The 20,294-nt window shown below is 39.7% G+C and carries 16 protein-coding genes and 1 pseudogene; 2 read left to right on the top strand and 15 right to left on the bottom strand.

Features of this window, described 5'->3' with window-relative positions; all coding sequences use genetic code 11:
• Positions 1-28 precede the first annotated feature (28 nt).
• From FHY60_RS04160 to FHY60_RS04150, 3 genes and pseudogenes are all read right to left on the bottom strand, one after another.
• A pseudogene (locus tag FHY60_RS04160) lies at positions 29-1,371 on the bottom strand (UDP-glucose dehydrogenase family protein).
• Positions 1,372-1,437: 66 nt separating this feature from the next.
• The gene (locus tag FHY60_RS04155; RefSeq protein ID WP_139903722.1) at positions 1,438-2,115 is read right to left on the bottom strand and encodes a sugar transferase; all 678 of its coding nucleotides are present in this window, start codon (positions 2,113-2,115) and stop codon (positions 1,438-1,440) included.
• 364 nt (positions 2,116-2,479) lie between these two features.
• Positions 2,480-3,052: an acyltransferase gene (locus FHY60_RS04150; protein ID WP_139903720.1), complete on the bottom strand. Its 573-nt coding sequence runs from the start codon at positions 3,050-3,052 to the stop codon at positions 2,480-2,482.
• A 192-nt stretch (positions 3,053-3,244) separates the two neighbouring features.
• Between FHY60_RS04150 and FHY60_RS04145 the strand changes: the two genes are divergently transcribed.
• Positions 3,245-4,345 carry an LCP family protein gene (locus FHY60_RS04145; RefSeq protein ID WP_139903718.1) on the top strand — a complete coding sequence of 367 codons (1,101 nt, stop codon included), beginning with the start codon at positions 3,245-3,247 and terminating at the stop codon, positions 4,343-4,345.
• A 35-nt stretch (positions 4,346-4,380) separates the two neighbouring features.
• On the opposite strand, the gene FHY60_RS04140 is transcribed toward FHY60_RS04145, so the two are convergent.
• Complete coding sequence (locus FHY60_RS04140; RefSeq protein ID WP_163215981.1) at positions 4,381-6,987, bottom strand: family 10 glycosylhydrolase; 2,607 nt, start codon at positions 6,985-6,987, stop codon at positions 4,381-4,383.
• Between the two features lie 146 nt (positions 6,988-7,133).
• On the opposite strand from FHY60_RS04140, the gene FHY60_RS04135 reads away from it, so the two are divergent.
• A complete protein-coding gene (locus tag FHY60_RS04135; protein WP_139903714.1) occupies positions 7,134-8,546 on the top strand; it encodes a PLL family lectin in 1,413 nt (470 codons plus the stop codon).
• Here the strand turns inward: FHY60_RS04135 and FHY60_RS17795 are convergent.
• The 11 genes from FHY60_RS17795 to FHY60_RS04085 all read right to left on the bottom strand — a co-directional run bounded on the left by FHY60_RS17795 (position 8,528) and on the right by FHY60_RS04085 (position 20,194).
• Positions 8,528-8,686 (bottom strand): hypothetical protein, encoded by a 159-nt coding sequence (locus tag FHY60_RS17795; RefSeq protein ID WP_180375466.1) that lies wholly within the window; start codon positions 8,684-8,686, stop codon positions 8,528-8,530. The two genes, FHY60_RS04135 and FHY60_RS17795, sit on opposite strands and share 19 nt — an antisense overlap.
• Before the next feature lie 123 nt (positions 8,687-8,809).
• Positions 8,810-9,523, bottom strand: coding sequence for a peptidase G2 autoproteolytic cleavage domain-containing protein (locus FHY60_RS04130; protein WP_139903712.1), 714 nt, complete (start codon positions 9,521-9,523; stop codon positions 8,810-8,812).
• Positions 9,524-9,628: 105 nt separating this feature from the next.
• Positions 9,629-10,576 carry a diguanylate cyclase gene (locus FHY60_RS04125; protein ID WP_139903710.1) on the bottom strand — a complete coding sequence of 316 codons (948 nt, stop codon included), beginning with the start codon at positions 10,574-10,576 and terminating at the stop codon, positions 9,629-9,631.
• A gap of 161 nt (positions 10,577-10,737) precedes the next feature.
• A complete protein-coding gene (surE, locus tag FHY60_RS04120) occupies positions 10,738-11,526 on the bottom strand; it encodes a 5'/3'-nucleotidase SurE (protein ID WP_139903708.1) in 789 nt (262 codons plus the stop codon).
• A gap of 243 nt (positions 11,527-11,769) precedes the next feature.
• A complete protein-coding gene (locus FHY60_RS04115) occupies positions 11,770-13,995 on the bottom strand; it encodes an ATP-binding protein (protein ID WP_139903707.1) in 2,226 nt (741 codons plus the stop codon).
• Positions 13,996-14,394: 399 nt separating this feature from the next.
• Entirely contained in the window at positions 14,395-16,011 is a 1,617-nt protein-coding gene (locus FHY60_RS04110) for an ABC transporter permease/substrate-binding protein (protein WP_423243575.1), read from the bottom strand.
• On the bottom strand, positions 16,011-17,138 hold the full coding sequence (locus FHY60_RS04105) for an ABC transporter ATP-binding protein (RefSeq protein ID WP_139903706.1): 1,128 nt from the start codon (positions 17,136-17,138) through the stop codon (positions 16,011-16,013). Before FHY60_RS04105 ends, FHY60_RS04110 begins: the two co-directional genes overlap by 1 nt.
• 237 nt (positions 17,139-17,375) lie before the next feature.
• Positions 17,376-18,008 (bottom strand): GntR family transcriptional regulator, encoded by a 633-nt coding sequence (locus tag FHY60_RS04100; RefSeq protein WP_139903704.1) that lies wholly within the window; start codon positions 18,006-18,008, stop codon positions 17,376-17,378.
• A gap of 235 nt (positions 18,009-18,243) precedes the next feature.
• Positions 18,244-18,900, bottom strand: a complete 657-nt coding sequence (locus FHY60_RS04095; protein WP_139903702.1) for an ABC-2 transporter permease — start codon at positions 18,898-18,900, stop codon at positions 18,244-18,246.
• Positions 18,893-19,771 carry an ABC transporter ATP-binding protein gene (locus FHY60_RS04090; protein ID WP_139903701.1) on the bottom strand — a complete coding sequence of 293 codons (879 nt, stop codon included), beginning with the start codon at positions 19,769-19,771 and terminating at the stop codon, positions 18,893-18,895. The genes FHY60_RS04095 and FHY60_RS04090 overlap by 8 nt, the downstream gene beginning before the upstream one ends.
• Before the next feature lie 48 nt (positions 19,772-19,819).
• A complete protein-coding gene (locus FHY60_RS04085) occupies positions 19,820-20,194 on the bottom strand; it encodes a GntR family transcriptional regulator (RefSeq protein WP_139903699.1) in 375 nt (124 codons plus the stop codon).
• Between the last annotated feature and the right edge of the window lie 100 nt (positions 20,195-20,294).

Raw genomic sequence — 20,294 nt, 5'->3', positions numbered from 1 at the left:
GTATTATATAAATATCATTTAAAGCTATTTATATATGATTCTCCATCGACGCTAATTTATCTTTACTTAATGTTATTGTTTTTCTTCCAACAGAATAATATTCTACCCCTGATCGTTCAGCTTCTATCAAACTGTAGCAATTACGGCCATCAAATATTACTGCTTCCTTCATTAGCTCCTTATATCTACATAGCCGTATACTCTTTATTTCTTCCCATTCGGTAAAAATAAATGCAACATCCGCATTCTACTAAGCCATTTCAGGGTTATTAACATAATTAATTCTACCATTAAACAACTTCCTAAATCCATCAGCTCCGATTGGGTCATAGGCATATATATTAGCACCTTCAGCTAATAGCATTCGCACATTAGGTATTGATGGTGACTCTCTTAGATCGTCTGTTCCTGGCTTAAACGTTAGTCCTAATACCGCTACCTTCAGCCCTGAAAATCTCTTAAAACGCTTTTTAGCTTTCTTAATCAATCTAAATTTTTGATTTTCATTAACCTCTATAGTAGCTTTAACAGTCTTTATCTCATAACCATGATCTTCAGCTAACCAATGAAGAGCCTTTGTATCTTTTGGAAAGCAAGATCCACCATATCCAATACCAGCTTTTAAAAATTTGTCACCAATTCTAGGGTCAAAGGACATCCCCTTCGCAACATCCTCAACATCAGCACCAACTAGCTCACATAAATTTGCTACCTCATTAATAAAAGATATCTTAAGCGCTAAAAAGTCATTCGAAGCATACTTTATCATTTCAGCACTTCTTCTATTTGTTACAACTATTGGCTGGTTAAAAGGTTCATATATACTTCTCATAATTGCTTCAGCTTCTTTCGACTCCACACCTACCACTATCCTGTGTGCCTGAAGTGTATCTTTCACAGCTGTGCCTTGAGACAAAAACTCAGGATTTGAAGCTAATTCTATTTTCACCTTATTTTTTACTATCTTATTTATATATTCCTCTATTTCATCATTAGTTCCAATAGGAACCGTAGATTTTAAAACAACAAGACAATTTTTTTCTACATTTTCAGCAATCTGCTCAACAACTGTATATATATAATCTAGATTAGCAGAACCATCTTCTTTTTCAGGCGTGCCTACTCCAATGATGATAACATCTGCATTTCTATAAGCCTCAGAGTAATTTGTAGTAAAATCCAGCCTTCTTTCTTTATAGTTTTTTTTAAGCAGCTCATCTAAACCTGGCTCATAGATTGGTGAAATTCCCCGCTTCATTTTGTTCACTTTTTTTCATCTATATCCACACAAGTAACGGTATGTCCTACATGTGCCAAACAAGCTCCAGTCACTAATCCAACATATCCCGTACCAGCTACTACAATATTCATATACTATACCCCCACAATATTCTAATTAACTTCACTTTTTACTTTCTTATTTCAAGTACTTTTACTCTACCTCGCATTCTTATCCCCAAACAACACAAAAAACGTCCTGAATATAAGTTTTATATCCAGCCAGATACTTCTATCCCGTATATACTTAATATCCAGTTCCATCCATTCTTCAAAGCCTATGCTGCTTCTGCCCATAATCTGCCAGTAGCAAGTAATTCCTGGCTTGGCCAGTAACTTTTTCTTCTGATACTCATTAAACTCCTTCACTTCCCTGGGCAGATTTGGTCTTGGTCCTACCAGGGACATGTCCCCTCTGATTACATTAAACAGCTGGGGAAGCTCGTCAATACTTGTCTTTCTGATGAACTTTCCAATTCTGGTGATTCTCGGGTCATTTTTCATCTTAAACATGGGACCTGACATCTCATTTTTATCCAGGAGCTTGTCCTTTAGCTCCTCAGCATTAATAACCATAGACCGAAACTTGTACATCTTAAATAGGTTGCCATCCTTACCTACTCTGTTCTGCGAAAAAATGGCAGGGCCTTTGGAATCCAGTTTAATGGCTATAGCCGTCAAAATCATCAGCGGACTCAGTGCAACAATACCAATTATAGATAATACCAGATCAATGATTCTCTTCATCACATAGTACCCTGCTGATTTTTCCATGGATTCTTCTGAAACTGCCTCTAGTTCTTCCGACAATATTTCCTCCATTTTTACCCTTTCCATTTAATCACCCCTTATTTTATGCAAAACCTCATATGGTAATAGCAACTTTTTTTATTATATACTACACTTTAACTTCAATGCAACGAATAAATCTTAAAAAATAACCAATTACAGCAGATTTCAGCGATTTTTGACCAATTACACTAAATTACCTCTTCTACATTAGCCTTTTTCTTATTATTTTCGTTTTGCTTTAATTTGCTAATCTCGTCACCTGTAAAATTCGACATAATTCATTTGATTCAGCCTTATAATTGCCAATATATTTTATTTATAATTTTATCCCTATTCAACTAATAATTCAACAGGTAATATCTCCGACATAAATCCTCAATATTTTACTCCATGCAAAAAGAGAGTATCCCTACTCTCTTCTAACCTTGCCCTCTTCCTTCACATATTCAGCCTCACAGCACCTGCACCTGGCTCTGTCTCCATTAAACTCCAGCTTTTCCCCGCACTCACATACATAGCCTGCAACTCTTCCCGGGTTTCCAATGACCATAGCATAATCCGGCACATCCCTGGTTACCACAGTGCCGGCCCCTATGAGGGCATATTTCCCAATGTTATGTCCGCACACAATTGTTGCATTGGCACCGATGCTGGCACCCTTTCCTATGATTGTTGGCCTGTACTCGCTTTTTCTCTCTATGAAACTTCTGGGATTTATTACATTAGTAAACACACAGGAAGGCCCTAAAAAAACCCCATCCTCACATACAACCCCGGTATAGACAGAAACGTTGTTTTGAATTTTAACTCCGTTGCCAATGATCACTCCCGGAGAAATAACAACATTCTGTCCGATATTGCAGTTCTCACCGATGCTGCAGTCCTTCATTATATGGCTGAAGTGCCAGATCTTTGTTCCTCTTCCTATCTTACAAGGCTCATCCACATAACTTGATTCATGTACAAAATAATCTCTCTCCATTGTTCATCTCTTCCTTCCAATTACTTGTATATTTTTAAGTTTTTAAGGATTTTTTTATTCACGATTCTGTAGTATACTCTAATATGAAGAATTATAAGAATTCATCTAAGTCTAAAATATTATAACATAATTAAGTAAAATACAATAAAAATAATTGATTTATTTAATCTAACAGAAAGCAGGTACCAACTGATGACCAACACATCCAACAGCAGAAGAAAAAACACAGGCCGGCAGCCGGTAGATATAAATAAGCGGACTAGGAGAGACCCCCGCTACGATAGAAAGAAGAGGAAGCTCCGTAAGAGGAAAAGAATTATCCGGTTCTTATTTCTCTCCACCCTGCTCATATTAATACTTGGGGGTTATTTGGTAAAATCTGTAGTCTTTGACCGCCTGGATAAGCTTAATACTGAAAAAATTGCTCAGGACGACGAATCCCTGGGAATAAGTAAGGAGGTCCTGGCCCAAATCGATGCTATGAACGTGGAAAATACCATTACGAATATAGCCCTCTTCGGTATAGATGCCCGTACTCCAGGGGAAGCCACCCGGTCCGATTCCATCATGATAGCTACCATAGACTATAAGCATAAGACCCTTAAGCTTTCCTCCATAATGAGAGACAGCCGGGTGGAAATTGAGGGTCACGGCCTGGACAAGATAAACCATGCCTATGCCTTTGGCGGTGCTCAGCTGGCTGTGAACACCTTAAACCGGAACTTTGATTTGAATATAAGAGACTATGTGACCATAAACTTTTACGGCTTAGAAGAAGTTATAAACAGCTTGGGTGGTATAACCATAGATGTAAAGTCCTACGAAGTGGATGAGATAAATAAGTATATCAGAGAATTGTGTGACATAGACAAGAAGGAATATACCCCTCTTACTTCAGGCGGCACCCAGCTGCTAAATGGTAGACAAGCTACTAGTTACGCCCGTATTCGCTATGTAGGCAACGGTGATTTTGAAAGAACAGACAGACAGAGAAGAGTTATGGATGAGATCTTTAAAAAGGTCCTGGCAGGAGGGGTTTCAAATTACCCTAAGGTAGTAGATGCCTTGCTGCCCTATGTAACCACCAGCTTGGATACCAATGATATATTAGCCATAGGCATAAAGTTCCTCCGTTCTGACATAAAAAGCATAACCCAGGCCCGTTTTCCTGTAGATGGCTACTGGACTTCTCCCCTGATAAACGGAATTTCCTATATCCAGCCTGCCATGCCGGAAACCAAAGAACAAATCAAAGCCTTCATCTTTGAAGACATTATGCCGGTTTCAAAATAGATAAAAACAGTGGAGCTCCAAAACTCCACTGTTTTTTATTTCAGCTTTTTAGAGATTAGTGCCAGATCAAGAACATCCACTACCCCATCATAATTGATATCATAGACTTCCTGGAAGTCCCCTTCCCCTCTCTTGGTGTTATAGGCACCTGAGGCCTTGGCTAAATCCTGTTCATCTATATTTCCGTTCTTATCTACGTCCTCAGTATTCATATTCGAATATTGCAGAATTCCTTCACCAATGGCTGTGGCAATTTTATATTGATATTCTGAGGTCAGAAGCTTTGCTTCCTCCGTTGGATTGGTTATAAAGCCGCACTCCACAAGAACCGCTGTCATATCCGTTTCCTTTATTACATGGAAGTTGGCAGTCTTGGCACCCCTGTTAACCGCCCCGGTATTTTTAATCAATCTGTCCTGTATTTTAGAAGCCAGAGCTGCTCCGCTGGCACTTCCAGGGAAGGAATAGATCTCTATGCCCTCCGGATAGCGGTAGCTAATTACATTACCCCCAGCATCTTTTACAGGTTCCACATAGGAATTTTGGTGTACAGATACAAATAAGTCTGTCATCCATCTATTGGCCGCAGTGCTTCTTTCCGCCAGCTCCATGGTCTTATCCCTATCCCTGGTCATAAATACCTCAATACCTCTTGAATCCAGTATGTCTCTGAGCTTCAAGGCAATGGACAGGTTTATGTCCTTTTCCTTTGATTGACTGTAGCCTATAGCCCCGCTGTCACTTCCTCCGTGGCCTGGGTCTACGGTAACTGTGTATAAGCCCTTTACATAGTAAGGTAAAACTATTACGGTATCATATTCCGCTGCAGAAGTTGAATCCTTAACCTCTAATCTGAAATTATGCCTGCCATGGGTTGAGGGCAGCCACTGCAGGGAAGTGTTGGGGGAGTAATCCTGTAAAAGTCTCCAGCCCTGTTTATCCTCTACATACATTCTATATAGGGTAGTCCCCCCTCCGGAAGCTGAAGCTGCCAGATTGATAACTGTATTCATCTTTTGCGGCGAGGCCTTATTCGTCTTAAAGCCTATCACCTTGCCTGTCCTCATATCTATAGTACTGCCGCTGCTTTCATTGCCATAGGCATCTAAGGCAGTAACTGTATAAATGTACTTCTCTGCTGCGTTAACATTGTAATCCTTGTAGCTGTTGACATTGTCCACTACAGCCGCTATCTTATTTGCCTCAGCAGTATTCACAATTTGTCCTGCTTTAAATCTGTAGATTACATACTTAACGGCATCGGAGGAAGGTGACTTATTCCATTTTAACTCAATATAATTACTAGATGCTACCGCAGAAGTTATGCTGGGTGCCTCCGGCGCCACTGCATCTCTCCAAGGCATAGAAGGAATAAGAGCCTTGGTAACATATAGATTATTCTTTAACTCATCGTAAATTCCCAGCTTATTGGCCAGGATATCCCTGGTGCTATAGAAGGCACTGCCCTTGATATAGGAGTTTGTCCTATTATATTTTATTTGGTTGGGTATTTCCGCCGGGTTACCCCAGGCAGCTGCTTGGCTTGTATCCCCTATTTTATAGGCAGCATGTCCAATATATAGGGCTGTGTTCCTGCCAATAACTTGGGTTGCCCACCAGTCTGTAAGGGCCTTATAGTCCGCTGCTGTATAGCCCATATTCCAGTAAATCTGAGGTATTATGTAATCTATCCAGCCATTGGTTATAAAGGCCTTGGAATCGGTATAGAGATCATAATAACTGCTCATGCCGCTGGTACCGGCACCGCCTTCTGAGGTACTGTTCTTCCATATGCCAAAGGGACTTATTCCAAATTTAACGTTGGCCTTTTCCTGCTTTATCCTGGCAGCCAGATCTCTGACAAACTTATTTACGTTGTCCCTTCGCCAGTCATCCTTACTGGAATAGCCGCTGCCATACAATCTATACTCATTGCTGTCCGGGAAATCAACCTTTACATTTTTGCCGGAGCTGTCTGTGGTATACACGGGATAGGGATAAAAGTAATCGTCCAGATGCACCGCATCTATGTTATAGTTTCTCACCACTTCAGCAATAGTGTCGATGACATACTGCCGGGCCTCCGGTATGCCCAGATTGATCCAATAGCAGGTCTTATTGCCGGAATACTTCACAATCCATTCCTTATGGGCCTTCAGGGGACTGCTGTCCGGCAGCTTGCTGATATAACTGTCTACATTGAAATTTGCCTCTGTGGAGATCCTGAAGGGATTGAACCAGGCATGAAATTCCAGATTCCTCCTGTGGGCCTCCTCCAGGGCAAAGGCCAAGGGGTCATAGCCGGGATTATTCCCCTGGGTTCCGGTGATGTACTGGGACCAAGGGGAATAGCTTGAAGGATAGAAGGCATCTCCCATGGCTCTCACCTGGAATATCAGGGCATTGAAATTGGCATTTTTTAATTTTTCCACTTTATTTATGTAATCCTGCTTCTGAGCTTCTATATTCCCGGATATCTGGGACCAATCTATGTTATAGACAGTAGACATCCAAGCCCCTCTAAATTCATACTTGTCAGGAGCCAAGTCCTCCGAAGCTGCCTTTGTATGTACATTATAGGCAGCACTGAACACCATGGCGCCGGCCACTACCCCGCAAATCAATCTTTTTAATAATTTCATAGGATCACCTCTTTTGCTTTCACATAAATTCTTATAATTTCTCATTATTCTTAAAGTTTTCATTCTATAAATTTTTACTGATTTTTATTAACACTTTTCACTTACAGGCATAATATGTAATGTTAGCATTGCTTACGGAGGTTATTATGGAGAGCTCTAACCCGTCCAGTTCTCAGTCTGCTATGAACATATCTTTTGACTATGAATCCCTTCCCGCCTACCAGGACTATCTGGAGATCCTTGTCCAAACAGAGCACATGTTTATGGAGGATGAAGCTGCATTGAATGTTCCTTCTTCCTCTGACGTAACCAGTGAATCCGGTGCAGCCCGTATAACCACAAATATAAACTATGGACAATCATTAGAAAAGATACTCAGCGATGAAAACCATGAGCTTTCCTCTGCCTGTGAAAAACTCAAAAACATGGGCGTATCGGAAGGCCTTTCCACATATATGTTTAAACTCCTCGCTTCTTATACGATAAAAAACCATAAAAAGTACAACGGTTCTACAGAAAATAAAGCAGAAAAAATTTACGACTCCCTGGACAGCAATCTGCCAATACTATCTTTATTGATGAAAAGCCACAAAGTTCCTCCTTACATCTATGAAAAGTGTTTTAAAACAGTCATACGCAGCAGCTTGAATTATTATAGGAACAATTTCTTTGACCTGCTGCTGGAGGACTGGACCTGCTGGCAAGAACTTGGGGGACGGTTCACAACTATTCCACCATTAAGCTTGTCTAGTTCCCCCGGTCAGCCCTCGAATATACGGGGACGGTTCACAACTTCTCCTCATATATGCTCTACAGATAAAGACACGTTACATGTATTTATTCGAGATTCAGATAAAAATCTCCTGCATTGTTTGAGAAATAGTGAGGAATTTGGCGAATGGGAGAGGATAGAAGGGCAAGCAGCCTCTGCTCCCTGTGCAGTAAGCCTTGATGATAAAAACCTGGTGCTTTTTGCAAAAGGTTGTGGCAATGTACTGCTGCATAGGTTCTACAAAGACCACTGGCAACCCTGGACCACCATGGGTGGTAATATAGTCTCAGCTCCCACTGCTTGTCTTACGGAAAATGGAGACCTCCACATTTTTGCCCGTGGAAGAAATAATGACTTAGTTCATATTGTAAGTGATCCGGAAGGACTTTGGAGCAGTTGGGAAAGCCTTGGCGGTGAAATAAACTCTGCCCCAAGCTGTGTATCCTGGGGGGGCAACCGGGTGGATGTCTTCGCCCGGGGAAAAGGCAATAATATGTATCATATATACTTGTCCGATAATCAATGCGGCCTATGGGAAAACCTTGGAGGCCGCTTAACCTCCGCTCCCAGCGCCACCTCCCGCACTGCCAGCCGCCTGGACGTCTTTGCCCGGGGCAGTGAAAACCAGTTACTTTGGCGGTCCTGGAAGGGAGTATGCTGGAGTGATTGGATAGATCTCGGGGGCTATCTGACCTCTGCCCCATCCGCTGCATCTATGGAACCACACAGAATAGACGTATTTGCAAAGGGGGCCGGAGATAAGCTCATTTATATTTCTAATAAGTAGTTTTTCATAACAAGAAAGGCACTGGGTATATACACATCCAGTGCCTTGTAATTTGCAATTTGTATTTTATGTTCCAAAGCTCTCAATAACATAGTGTGCTCGTCCAAAGTACTCCTCATTGATGCCATTTCAGATTTCATTGAGATCATTTCAGACTTCATTGAGGTCATTTCTGCTTTTATTGAAATTATATCCAAACATTTGTTCAGGTAAAAGGAATCCGGCCACCGGATTCCCGCCTTAACTATTAATTCTTAATTAAATCATCCGTTTCCCGTCCTCTGCCTGATAATGGTTCCACCGGTGTTAAAGCTTACAGACCTCAGTAAAATCAGAATCTGATTAGGACCTCTTCTCTCCAGTACACGGTAACCTCTTGGTGCAGCATTGGCTATGCCTTCATCATTGGGGATACAGTAGCCGTTTTCCCTGCAGGTTCCATTATCCCGTACAAGGACCTGGCCTATCAAGGCCACAGCCACCCATTCCGGCCTAAGCTGTCTTGGAATATAGGCCTGAGTCTTGTCCCATTTAGGATTTACTATAGGCTTTCTCTCCATATGCTCCGGTATAAGTACATTGCCATCCTCGCTGTGAAGTGCCGGCACAAGCACTTCCTCATAGAGCATTCTGCCCCATTCGTCCGTAAGATATTTGTTTTTCCATCTGACATCTCCGTTGTTTCCCAATACCGTGGGTGTGGCTGTAGTGACTCCAAGGATGTACCTGTCCCTGGAATTTGCCACAACTACCTTTCTCCCCTGCAAGGTCACGAAATATCCGCAATCTATAATGCGTCCACTCAGAGTTTCAAACATCTCGGCATATCCGCCTATGCCCGTAGTAGTACCCAGTTCTACCACTCCTGCCCTGTCACTGACTATTTTCCATAACTTTGCCTCTTCCTGAAGCATTCTGTAACCACCTGTCTCATTGCTCTTGCCATTATCCTGAAAAAGCTCCTTGTCCTCTGCCATGTTAAAAACCTCCGTGCCAAAATCTTATACTATATTTGTATGTTATACTCGGAAATTTTGACATAAAAAAAAGTCTACTTATGTGCAGACTTTAGACTTTTGTTTTTATAAAGTTTTAAATCTATTTAAATAGCTATGAGGAGTATCTATTAATTCTTCACCGGCATATCTTATTTTCACATTGTTTCTCCCGGAATGTTTAGCTTCGTATAGTGCCTCATCAGCAATTTGTATCATTTCATTTCTGCTGATGTCAACCCCAATGGGCTTATAACATACACCGATACTAATGGTAATATTAATGGTCTCCCCATCTAGATTAAAGCTTTGAAGCCCTATTCTCCTTCTTATCCTTTCACATACAGCAAAAACCTTGTCTGCTGACAATTGAGAAAAAATCAGGCTGAACTCCTCTCCGCCATATCTTCCCGCTATGTCACTGTCCCTTATGCTGGACTGAATGATATCAGCAACCCCTTTTAGGACCTCATTACCCTTAAGATGCCCATAGGTGTCGTTCACTTTTTTAAAATAATCTATATCCAACATGGCAAAGGCTATGGGCCCCCCTTGTCTATTCTGCTTGCTATATTCCTTTGTCAATAAATCAATGATTAAAGCGTGATTATATAACCCTGTCAATCCATCCTTCATGGCCATCTCTTCCAGCTTATCCTGATATTCCTTATACCTTAAGGCGGACTGAATTCTGGCTATAACCTCAAGGGAGTCAACCGGTTTTCTTATATAGTCAAAGGCACCTATTTCCAATGCTGTCTTTAAATATGTAGTTTCCTTTCTGGCGGTTACCATGATTACCGGTATATTTTTCAGATCATAGTCGTTTTTCAGCTCCCTGCACACTGAGAATCCATCCATCCCCGGCATAATGACATCAAGCAGGATTATATCCGGTTTAATATTCTTCACGGCATCAAACACTTCTGACCCAGACATGACAGAGAAAACTTCATAGCCTTCGCTGTGGAGTATATCTGTAATCATTGCTATATTAAGTTTACTGTCATCAGCAATCAGCACACGTTTTGCCATTCTATTACCCCAATCCACCTGTTATTTCATCTAAAACATACATTATTATTATAACTTAGCAGCGTATATGTTTACAAGCAAATAATTGTGAAGACAGCCACTTACAAGGGAAAGAAATTCCCCCATATTTTTTAACTTTTAACCGGTAATTTTAAATTATATTAAAACCATCCATCCACTTCTTGAATTATTTTGAAGTTAGTGAGGTCGTAGTGCAGAGGTGTCACTGTAGCGTATCCCTGTTTTATATAAAATGTATCCATGTCTTCTGCTTCCGGCTCAAAGATGTTTCCCTTTATATCATATAGCCTGCGGCCTTCATCTGCCTTGCCTTCAAAGTTTTTTCTTTCAACAAAATAATTACCATATACCATGTTCCCCATTCTGCAAACCTTTATGCCCTTAATTTCCTCTGCTTTCATAGGAGGCACGTTTAGGTTGAGCACCACGTCATTTTTCATGCCCTTTTCAACGGCCTTTTTTAGTACGCGGTGGGCATAATGAGCAGCTGCAGCATACTCCTCTGCCTTGTCAAACTGTTCTGTGGACACTGCTATGGAAGGAAGCTTGTATATTGAAGCCTCTACTGCTGCAGATACAGTTCCTGAATAAAGTACGTCCATTCCGAGATTAAAGCCCCTGTTAATTCCGGATACAACCATATCTACCCTTTTATCCACCATCTGATCAAGAGCCAGCCTCACACAATCTGCGGGCGTCCCGTCCACAGAGTAGGCCTTTATATTCAGATCGTCAAAATGGTGTCGTATCACCGTCAGCGGCCTTGATATGGTTATGGAATGGCCGCTGGCACTCCTCTGCTCACTGGGAGCCACCATGGTAACATCATAACACTGATGGAATTCCTTGCCCAGGGCATATATTCCCGGTGCATTTATACCATCATCATTAACTAATAATATATGTAATTTGCTGGTTCCATCATTCATCAAAGTTTCACCGGCCCTTTCTTCTGTTTCTTTTGCTGGAAATTCAGAGTCACTGAATTTCTTACTTTATAGTTATACTTCAATAAGATAGTTTTTGTAAATAGTTTGAACAGTATTTAGCTTATTAATTCAAAGATTTTATTGGCATGTCCATTAGTCTCAATAAATGGGAAAAGCTGCGTAATAGTTGTGAACCGTCCCCCAATTAACCCATCAAATCGCAGAAAAGTTGTGAACCGTCCCCTAAAAATAGATGTCTGAAAACTCAAGGATAATCTTGTCCATGGATCCTATATCCATCTTTTCGCACTTAACACAATTTGCGTTGGTTTTATACTCGATAATTTCTTCTTTGCAGCTCTTACAGGCCGCTGCCTCCAGGTATGAATTATTTATATCACCATTATATATATCACTGTTATTGAAGGAATCTTTACAATTCAAATGATAATTATCATTTGAATTGTATTCATCAGCCTTGTCAGGTATATATATTATTATGGTGGAACCTCTGTTAAGATCGCTCTGTATTCTAATGCTCCCTCTATGGATATCCACTATGGCTTTTACCAGAGCTAAACCGAGACCGCTGCCCTCTTTTGCTCTTCTCAGAGACTTGTCCACTTGCTTGAACTTATCAAATATGTCATCCAATCTGTCCTCCGGTATTCCTATGCCGTAATCCCTGACCCTAAGCTCTATGCCGTTTTCCTTATTAAACAGGTTCACTTCTATATTGTCTGATCTATCGGAGAACTTCACCGCGTTGGATAAGAGGTTTAATAGCATTCTTTCCAGCAGGTCCCTATCCACCACCATTTCCTTTTCTTCAATATCAGTATCAAAGATAATGTACTTATTCTTGTCTACCATATAGGCAGCCACAGCTCCGGTGATATCTTCAAAAAGGCTCACTATTTCCACAATGGAGTAGCTGGTAGTATAATATCCTGAATCCATGGTAGTAACATCGATGATGTTGTTTATTGTTCTTGTAAGCCTTAAGCAGTTCTGCTTCATTGTGGTATGATAAAAATCCTCCCTGCATTTAGGATTTTCCTCCCCCCTATTTTTCTCCATCACCTGAAGGCAGCTGTAGATCAGGTTTATCGGCGTTCTGAGCTCATGGGATATGTTTGAGAAGAAGTTTGAACGGATCTTTTCGTATTCCATTGCCTCCGCCAACCGCTTTTCTTCCTCCTCAAGCTTCCTCTTCATGGTTATATCTTTGCCGATGCTTAATGTAACATTCTTTCCATCCAGATTTATGCTTATGTCTGTTACTTCTAATATTTTTGCGGAGCCGTCAAAGCAGTGACAGACCAGTTCAATAGCTGGACAATCTCTCCCTTCCATCTGAGTGGTTCTGAGTCTTTCTTTCATTGTCTCTGAACCCTCAGTATCTAACATATTGAAGATTGATATCCCCTTAAGGGTTTCATCAGGACCTATGCGGAAAAAGTTTCTGTCGGCCCTATTCATAAAAACGATATTTTCTCCCTGATGAATATAAATGGCCTCCGGTGAGTTATCTACTATTTTCTGATATTTTTCCTCAGTATATTTAAGCTTTTTTTCATAATTAACCCTGCTGATTATCTGTTTTTCCAGTTCATCTACAGTGTCTTGAAGACTTTTATTTTTTAGGCTAAGGGCATAACTCATATCGATTACTTCATTATGCAAGTCCTCTAGGGGCCTTTTTATTTTATTTTCAGCCATTACCCAAAACAGCATTATATAGGTTATAAGCATCAGGGTACTTCTGGCAAGTATAATTATTTTGGAATCTTCTGAAATACAAATCCTGAATATCACTGTGATTACGTTTAACATGATAAAATTTCTAAGCCTGGGCATATTGCTGAAACCCGTTTTTTTATTCTTATGAAATATAATTGCTAAAATAACTATATAATACCCTAATAACAGGAAATATAAAAAATCATGAAACTCAATGGTGCTCAGATTCTCAATTGTCCTTAACACATTGGGCAGCCCCTCCCAGACAACCAATTGGAGAATAGAAGCAGCAACACAAAAGGCTATTGAAATTATCTTAATATTGAATCTTCTATCAGCCAGAATAGAAAACAGGAGTATTCCTGTAGCCTGCATATATGAAGCCGATAGACATAACATGGATATCAGCTGAATATCCTCTGATATATCCAGCTTTGCAGAGATTAAAATGATATAAAAAGATGAGGCAATTCCAAAGGAAATTCCCAATATTGATACGCTTCCACCTGTTAAATCCTTCTGTTTGATGGCTGAAAGAAAAAGTACCAGTATTCCCAAGGCTACTATTCCAACACCCAATACGTTAATTACTCCATCAATGCTGTGCATAGCAGCAAGAGTTATAGTAATTATAAATCCAAAATTCACCTGCATACTTTCTACTGAAAATAAGTTATCTATTGAAGCTATAAAATGCTTTTTTCTCAGATTTTTTTGATAGTTCATACTTTTCCTCCATAAGTATATTACATAGCTTGCTCTTGTGTAACCTGAACAAGTGGCACTTTAAAAATATATATTTTTACATAATTTTCTATCAAATGACCAGATTATATTATAATTTATATTTTTTACAATTACAACATACTTTCAGCGGAATTTGGTAATTTATTTACATTTTAACATTTTTGAAACAATTATTAAGTTTTATATTTTTACTGCAAAATACCCACTTACCTACATAAGCGTATCTTTGCAATACAGATAGATCTGTGCTAGAATCTTCTATCGAATTAATGAGAAACTTACCTCTTTATTAACAAATCAAGGTGATATTTCTCAATAAAATTTATGAGAAGCTATATCCCATTGTTTATACTCTATGGGATATAGCTTCTTTTATTTTTATCTTATTAGATTTTTTTCCTTTAAAAAATTTTCTGCTACTTTTTCCGGATCTTCATTTAACTTGTCAACCTTGTAGTTTAACTTTCTCATTGCCTCATCATCTATAACACCGGCAAGCTTGTTTAGTACCTCCTCCAACTCCGGGTACTTTTCTAAAGTTTCCTGTCTAACCAAAGGAGCTGCATAGTAGGGAGAGAAAAACTCCTTGTCATCCTCTAAGACTACTAAATTGAAAGCTTCCAGTAGTCCATCGGTAGAGAAGGCATCTATTACGTCTGCCTCATTACTATTTAGGGATGTATACCTCAAGCCTCCATCTACAGCTTTAACATCGCCAAAGTTCATATTATAGGTTGACTTAAGACCTAAGTATCCATCCTCCCTGTTTACAAATTCCATGTTAGACGCCAGTGTAAGTTCCTGACTTACCTTGGCCAGATCAGAAAAGGTCTTTACATTATACTTTTGGACCAATTCCGGCTTCACTGCAAGGGTGTAAGTGTTGTTAAACCCAATAGGTTGCAGCCATTTTAGGTTATATAGCTCATGAAACTTCTGTTTTACGGTGTGGTATACTCTATTGGGGTCCGTATCTGCTGGTTCCTGTAAAATGTTTACCAAACCCGTACCGGTATATTCTACATAGAGGTCCAACTCTCCGGACTTCAGTGCGTTAAAAGCTACATTGGTGCCTCCAAGGTTTAATTTTCTGACTACTTTTATATCGGTATTATCTTCTATAAGCTCAGCAAGCATATGGCCAAGGATCAGCTGCTCATTAAAATTCTTAGAACCAATTTTTAAAGTTTCCTCTTTTTTGATAATGGAATAGGCTGTAGTACCTGTAATTATTAAAGCTAAAACTGCGGCCACTGCTCGTAAATGTTTTGCATAACTTCTTCCTGGTTTCTTTCTCTTTATGCTTCCATCTGCTTTTTTTATGCCTGCCGGGGTAACCAGATTTTCAATTTTCCCAGCTATAAAGTCCATAGCTAAGGCTAAAATACAAGCTGGAATTGCTCCGGCCAAGATCATATTATTGTTTACAGTCTGAACTCCTGAGAAGACCAGGTATCCAAGTCCACCGGCCCCGATAAAGGCCGCTATAGTCATAAGTCCCACAGCGGTCACGGAGGAGATTCTGATACCTGCCATTATAACGGGCAGGGCTAAGGGAAGCTGAACCTTTCTTAGAATCTCACCCTTGGTCATCCCCATCCCTTCAGCCGCTTCTATCATATCTGGATTTATATTTGCCAGTCCGGTGAAGGTATTCTTTACAATGGGCAGTAAGGAATATAGGAAAACCATCATTATCGCCGGCTGGCTGCCGATTCCAAGTGCCGGTATCAGGAAACCTAATAGGGCCAGGCTTGGTATGGCCTGCATCACATTTGCAAAGCCTATTACCGGTGAAGCTAGTCTTTTTATTCTTGTAATTAATATGCCTAAAGGCACACCCACAAGGACAGATATTAATACTGCCAATATAGTGAGCTGTATATGTTCTAAAAATAAGGTAAATATTTGCCCTTTTCTGTGGGATACAAACTGAAAGAAACTTTGTGCGCCTACTGATGCGTCTAATAAAATACCACCAAACATGTTCATCATTAAGCATTCACCTCCAAGTCTAGATATTGTGAACTTAGTACAGACAACAGACTGCTGCGGGTTATTAGCCCTGCAAGGCGTCCACCTTTTTCTGTTACCGGCACATAAGCTATCCCCTGGTCCTGCATCTTACTCATGACCTCTATAATGGTAGCTTGAGAATCTATTGAAATCACATTGGTCTCCATAATTTCAGCTATCTTCAGGCCCCTGTCACTGTTCTTTTTAAGATCCTTCAGAGTTACAATCCCCTCTAATATTCCTTGTCTATTAACCACCAGGAGGCTGTCTACTTTATTGCTCTTCATGGTCTCTATTCCCTGCAGAACAGTTCTTGTGGCTACTGTAATAACGGGATTTTTTATCATTATATCTTCTGCCTTTATAAATTCCGGTTGATTCCATATACGGTTTTTTCCTATAAATTCTTCTGCAAAACCATGGGCAGGATTCTTCAGCAGCACCTCCGGTCTGTCATACTGAAGAAGCTTGCCGCCTTTCATAATAGCCACCTTATCCCCAAGCTTTAAAGCTTCATCCATATCATGGGTTACGAAAACAATTGTCTTCTTCATTTCCTGCTGCAGATTAAAAAGTTCGTCCTGAAGTTGTGTACGGGTAATCGGATCTAAGGCACTAAAAGGCTCGTCCATTAAAATAACTTCAGGATTCACAGCAAAGGCCCTGGCCACACCAATTCTTTGCTGCTGCCCACCGCTTAGTTCTGCCGGATATCGGTGCAGATAATCCTCCGGTTTCATGCCAACCAGCTCCAGAAGCTCCATGGTTCTGCTCTTTATCTTATGCTCTGGCCACTTTTTCAGATTAGGAACCAATGCAATATTTTCTTCTACTGTCATATGTGGAAATAGGCCTGTCTGTTGAATGACATAACCGATTTTTCTTCTTAACTCTATGGTGTCTTCATGAGCAATATCCCTGCCCTCCATCAGTATTTTGCCAGAGCTTGGAGTTATCAGTTTATTTATCATCTTTAAAGTAGTAGTTTTTCCGCAACCGCTTGGTCCAATTAAAACTGCCATCTCTCCCTTTTCTACCGTAAGTTTTAAATTATCAAGTATCACTTTGTCCTTATAACTCTTTCCAATACTTATGAATTCAATCAAATTTATTACCCCCTTTTCAATTTTGGTTTCTGACAACTTGTATTATATCATAAAGTTGTCACTAGTTAAAACTTTTTATTTATGTAAAGTTGTCAGTTGCTAGTTTTTTCTATGTCCTTCCTGATAATATTGATCCCCTTCAATTCCTTATCAGTCAGGTCTAACGGCTTTTACACACAAAAAAAACTGAGATTAGTCCAATGACCAAGTCTCAGCCTTTTTTACTTAATTATGTGATTAATTTTCTTCCTTGTAATTTTTTATGAACTCGCTTACTTTTTCGTATACGTCATTATCTCCTATGACAAATATGGTGTCCCCGGCACAGAAAGTGTAGCCAGGTCCCGGTGATACCACAGTTTCCCCTGCCCTTCTGTAAGCGATTATGGTAGCCCCGGTCTTTTGCCAGAACTTTACCTCCAGCACCTTTCTGTTTATAACCGGGCTGTCTTCTCCTATCTTTACCTCGATTAGGGCAAAGGGAGTTATATTTTTAAATCTATCTAAAAAATCCAAAACCTTCTCCAGATTCTCTTCAAATTCACGGTCTAATTCTCTCTTTTTTTCCATTATATTAAGCATATTTTCTTTAATGCTGCTTATATATTCGTTACTGCGGAATTGCTGAATGAATTTTTCTGCTGCGGTAATGGACAATATTTCTATACCACTGCCAATGTTTGCCTCCACTACTCCTGCAGCCTCTAACAAGGCCACTGCCCTTCTTATAGTTTCAGGAGATACATTATACATGCCTGCCAGGGTAGACCTGCCACTGAGCTTTTCTTTAATTTTCATCTCACCTCTGAGAATTTTATTGGCAATATCCAAAGCTATATTTCGGTAAACCGGTGTTGATGTGCTCTTCATTTTTATCCTCCAAGCTGCGAGCGTCCAAATTCATAAATGGAACTCTATATAAATCAGCTATCATTATACTACCTTTTTTCGTAATTCTCAAATATTTTCTAGCAATTCCCTATAAGAAAAAGGCATGAAGTCCGCATGCCTATAAAAGTTTATTTTTAACTTTAAATTTTGAAGTCTAACTGTTGTCCACATTATATCCCATTGTTGTCCATATTAGGTTTAGAGCCTTCCTTTCTTAAAATTCTCTGGCCCTGTAAAACTTTAAGGACAAGGAATAGGATATTACTGCAATCACTACTGCACCACCAAGTGTTAACAGGGCTAAGAGGTTGACTGATAAACCCCTAAAGATGTCTATAGCCTTCAGCAGTGATGGATTTTCCGTACAAACAATATTTTTTACAAGATTCTGCATCAGAAAGAAGAAAGTAAAGAATAGTACGAAATTCACATATTTAGATTTAATGTAGCCAAGCTTATAAAAAAACGGAAAATAGATTGAGTTCATCAACACTACGGAAAATATTGCAGTAGCTATGGTATCAAAGCCAATTTTTATTCCCCCAGTATCTATATTTAACAGTTTTAAGATAGAAACAATAATAGTGAAAATTGATGATCCAACAAGAGCATATAAGAAAATCTGAAGGTACTTCGCCAAAACAATCTCGCTTCTGGACAGAGGCAGTGAGTTCAGCACTATATCGGAATTATTTTTGTCATCGTAAGCAAGGGAAGTTGCCACCAATACATAGGTAGAACCTACTATCCCCGTGTACAAAGCTGCCTGGGGCATATCTTTAAAGGCAAAGAACAAAACCAGCATATAAACTACAACAAATACAACCATTTTTTTAAGCAGTAACAAATCTTTAATAATTAAACTAAACATACTGACTACCTCCTATACGATTCTTTGTATGGTACAGTATTATATCCTCAAGGGTAGGCTTTTCTACTATAATCTTATTTCCAAGCTGCTTTAGTATTTTATTTTTATTTCCTGTTAAGCCCTCAAATCCAAAGCTGTTCTCTTTGAGACCCACAAATTCAGCCCGTATATTACTATCAATAAATTGGTGTCCACCCTTGATAATGCTGTAATTCTCTAGGACCTCATCCTTTTGCAAGGAGAATATGAGCTCTCCATTATTTATGAGAGTTATATAATCAGCAATCTTATCCAAATCGGAAGTTATATGGGTGGAAAAAAATACTCCCTTGGCTTCGTCCTGTATTATATAGGACAAAATTTCCAGCAGCTCACTCCTTACCACCGGATCCAGCCCGGAGGTGGGTTCATCCAAAATCAGCAGGTCTGCTCCATGGCACAGAGCTAAACACAGAGAGAACTTCATCTTCATCCCCTTGGATAAGTCCTTTATCTTCTTTTTCTCCGGCAGGGCAAATTCCTTGATGTATTTTTTATAGGTGGTTTCGTCCCAATGCTTATAAAGCGGTGCAACTACGGATTTCATTTCAGCTACAGTCAGTTCTTCATAGTAATGGTTCTCATCATATACAAAGCCAATCTTATTTTTTATCTCCTTTTCACACTTTAAATTGTCTTTGCCAAACACCTTTATTTCCCCGGTGTCTCTTTTAAGAAGGTTCATTATGAGCTTTATGGTCGTACTCTTTCCAGCTCCGTTGGGGCCTATAAAGCCCATTATAAAACCTCGCTCCAGTGTAAAGCTGAGATTCTTGAGCTGGAATCCTTGAAAGCTCTTGCTTAAGTTTTTTACTTCTAATATATTGTCCATATAAATACCTCCCTCAATAAACTTGAAAAACTATGGAATGTACATATCTTACTCTGATTGATAGAGCAGTTTTATCATATCGATAAAGTCATCTAAACTTAGCCCTATTTGTTTTCCCGCCTCCATGGCCTCCGTGAGGCTTTCCTCCACTATTTTCAGCCGGCTTTCCTTTATGAGCTCCAGGTTCTGGGGAGCAACATAGGTTCCCTTTCCTTGAACTGTGACTATAAAGCCTTCTGCTTCAAGCTCATCATAGGCTCTTTTTGTGGTTATTATACTTATCTGCAGCTCTTTCGCTAAGGTCCTCATGGATGGAAGGGGCTCTCCTTCTCTTAGTTCTCCCATCATTATGGCCTGCTTTATCTGACTCACGATTTGTTCATAGATAGGCTGCTGTGACGAGTTGGATATAATGATGTTCATGACTGCTCTCCTTTTCTGTTTTTTTCCTTTTAACAGTGCTTTGGGGTTTTTGGCTTAATTAACGTTTTTGTCTTAATTAACGTTTTTCTTGAATTATTCA

It is taken from the genome of Clostridium thermarum, assembly GCF_006351925.1.
GTDB classification, from domain to species: Bacteria; Bacillota; Clostridia; order Clostridiales; family Clostridiaceae; genus Clostridium_AU; species Clostridium_AU thermarum.
The sequence above is the reverse complement of the archived record's forward strand: the minus strand, read 5'-3'. Positions and strand labels throughout refer to the sequence as shown.

Bases quoted from the DNA above. Each gene is read 5' to 3' on its own strand.
- FHY60_RS17795 (WP_180375466.1), bottom strand. From the start codon at position 8,686: ATGAAATCTGAAATGGCATCAATGAGGAGTACTTTGGACGAGCACACT.
- FHY60_RS04145 (WP_139903718.1), top strand. From the start codon at position 3,245: ATGACCAACACATCCAACAGCAGAAGAAAAAACACAGGCCGGCAGCCG.
- FHY60_RS04125 (WP_139903710.1), bottom strand. From the start codon at position 10,576: ATGGCAAAACGTGTGCTGATTGCTGATGACAGTAAACTTAATATAGCA.
- FHY60_RS04135 (WP_139903714.1), top strand. From the start codon at position 7,134: ATGGAGAGCTCTAACCCGTCCAGTTCTCAGTCTGCTATGAACATATCT.
- FHY60_RS04150 (WP_139903720.1), bottom strand. From the start codon at position 3,052: ATGGAGAGAGATTATTTTGTACATGAATCAAGTTATGTGGATGAGCCT.
- FHY60_RS04130 (WP_139903712.1), bottom strand. From the start codon at position 9,523: ATGGCAGAGGACAAGGAGCTTTTTCAGGATAATGGCAAGAGCAATGAG.
- FHY60_RS04095 (WP_139903702.1), bottom strand. From the start codon at position 18,900: ATGTTTAGTTTAATTATTAAAGATTTGTTACTGCTTAAAAAAATGGTT.
- FHY60_RS04155 (WP_139903722.1), bottom strand. From the start codon at position 2,115: ATGGAAAGGGTAAAAATGGAGGAAATATTGTCGGAAGAACTAGAGGCA.
- FHY60_RS04110 (WP_423243575.1), bottom strand. From the start codon at position 16,011: ATGATGAACATGTTTGGTGGTATTTTATTAGACGCATCAGTAGGCGCA.
- FHY60_RS04140 (WP_163215981.1), bottom strand. From the start codon at position 6,987: ATGAAATTATTAAAAAGATTGATTTGCGGGGTAGTGGCCGGCGCCATG.
- FHY60_RS04115 (WP_139903707.1), bottom strand. From the start codon at position 13,995: ATGAACTATCAAAAAAATCTGAGAAAAAAGCATTTTATAGCTTCAATA.
- FHY60_RS04100 (WP_139903704.1), bottom strand. From the start codon at position 18,008: ATGAAGAGCACATCAACACCGGTTTACCGAAATATAGCTTTGGATATT.
- FHY60_RS04085 (WP_139903699.1), bottom strand. From the start codon at position 20,194: ATGAACATCATTATATCCAACTCGTCACAGCAGCCTATCTATGAACAA.
- FHY60_RS04090 (WP_139903701.1), bottom strand. From the start codon at position 19,771: ATGGACAATATATTAGAAGTAAAAAACTTAAGCAAGAGCTTTCAAGGA.
- surE (WP_139903708.1), bottom strand. From the start codon at position 11,526: ATGAATGATGGAACCAGCAAATTACATATATTATTAGTTAATGATGAT.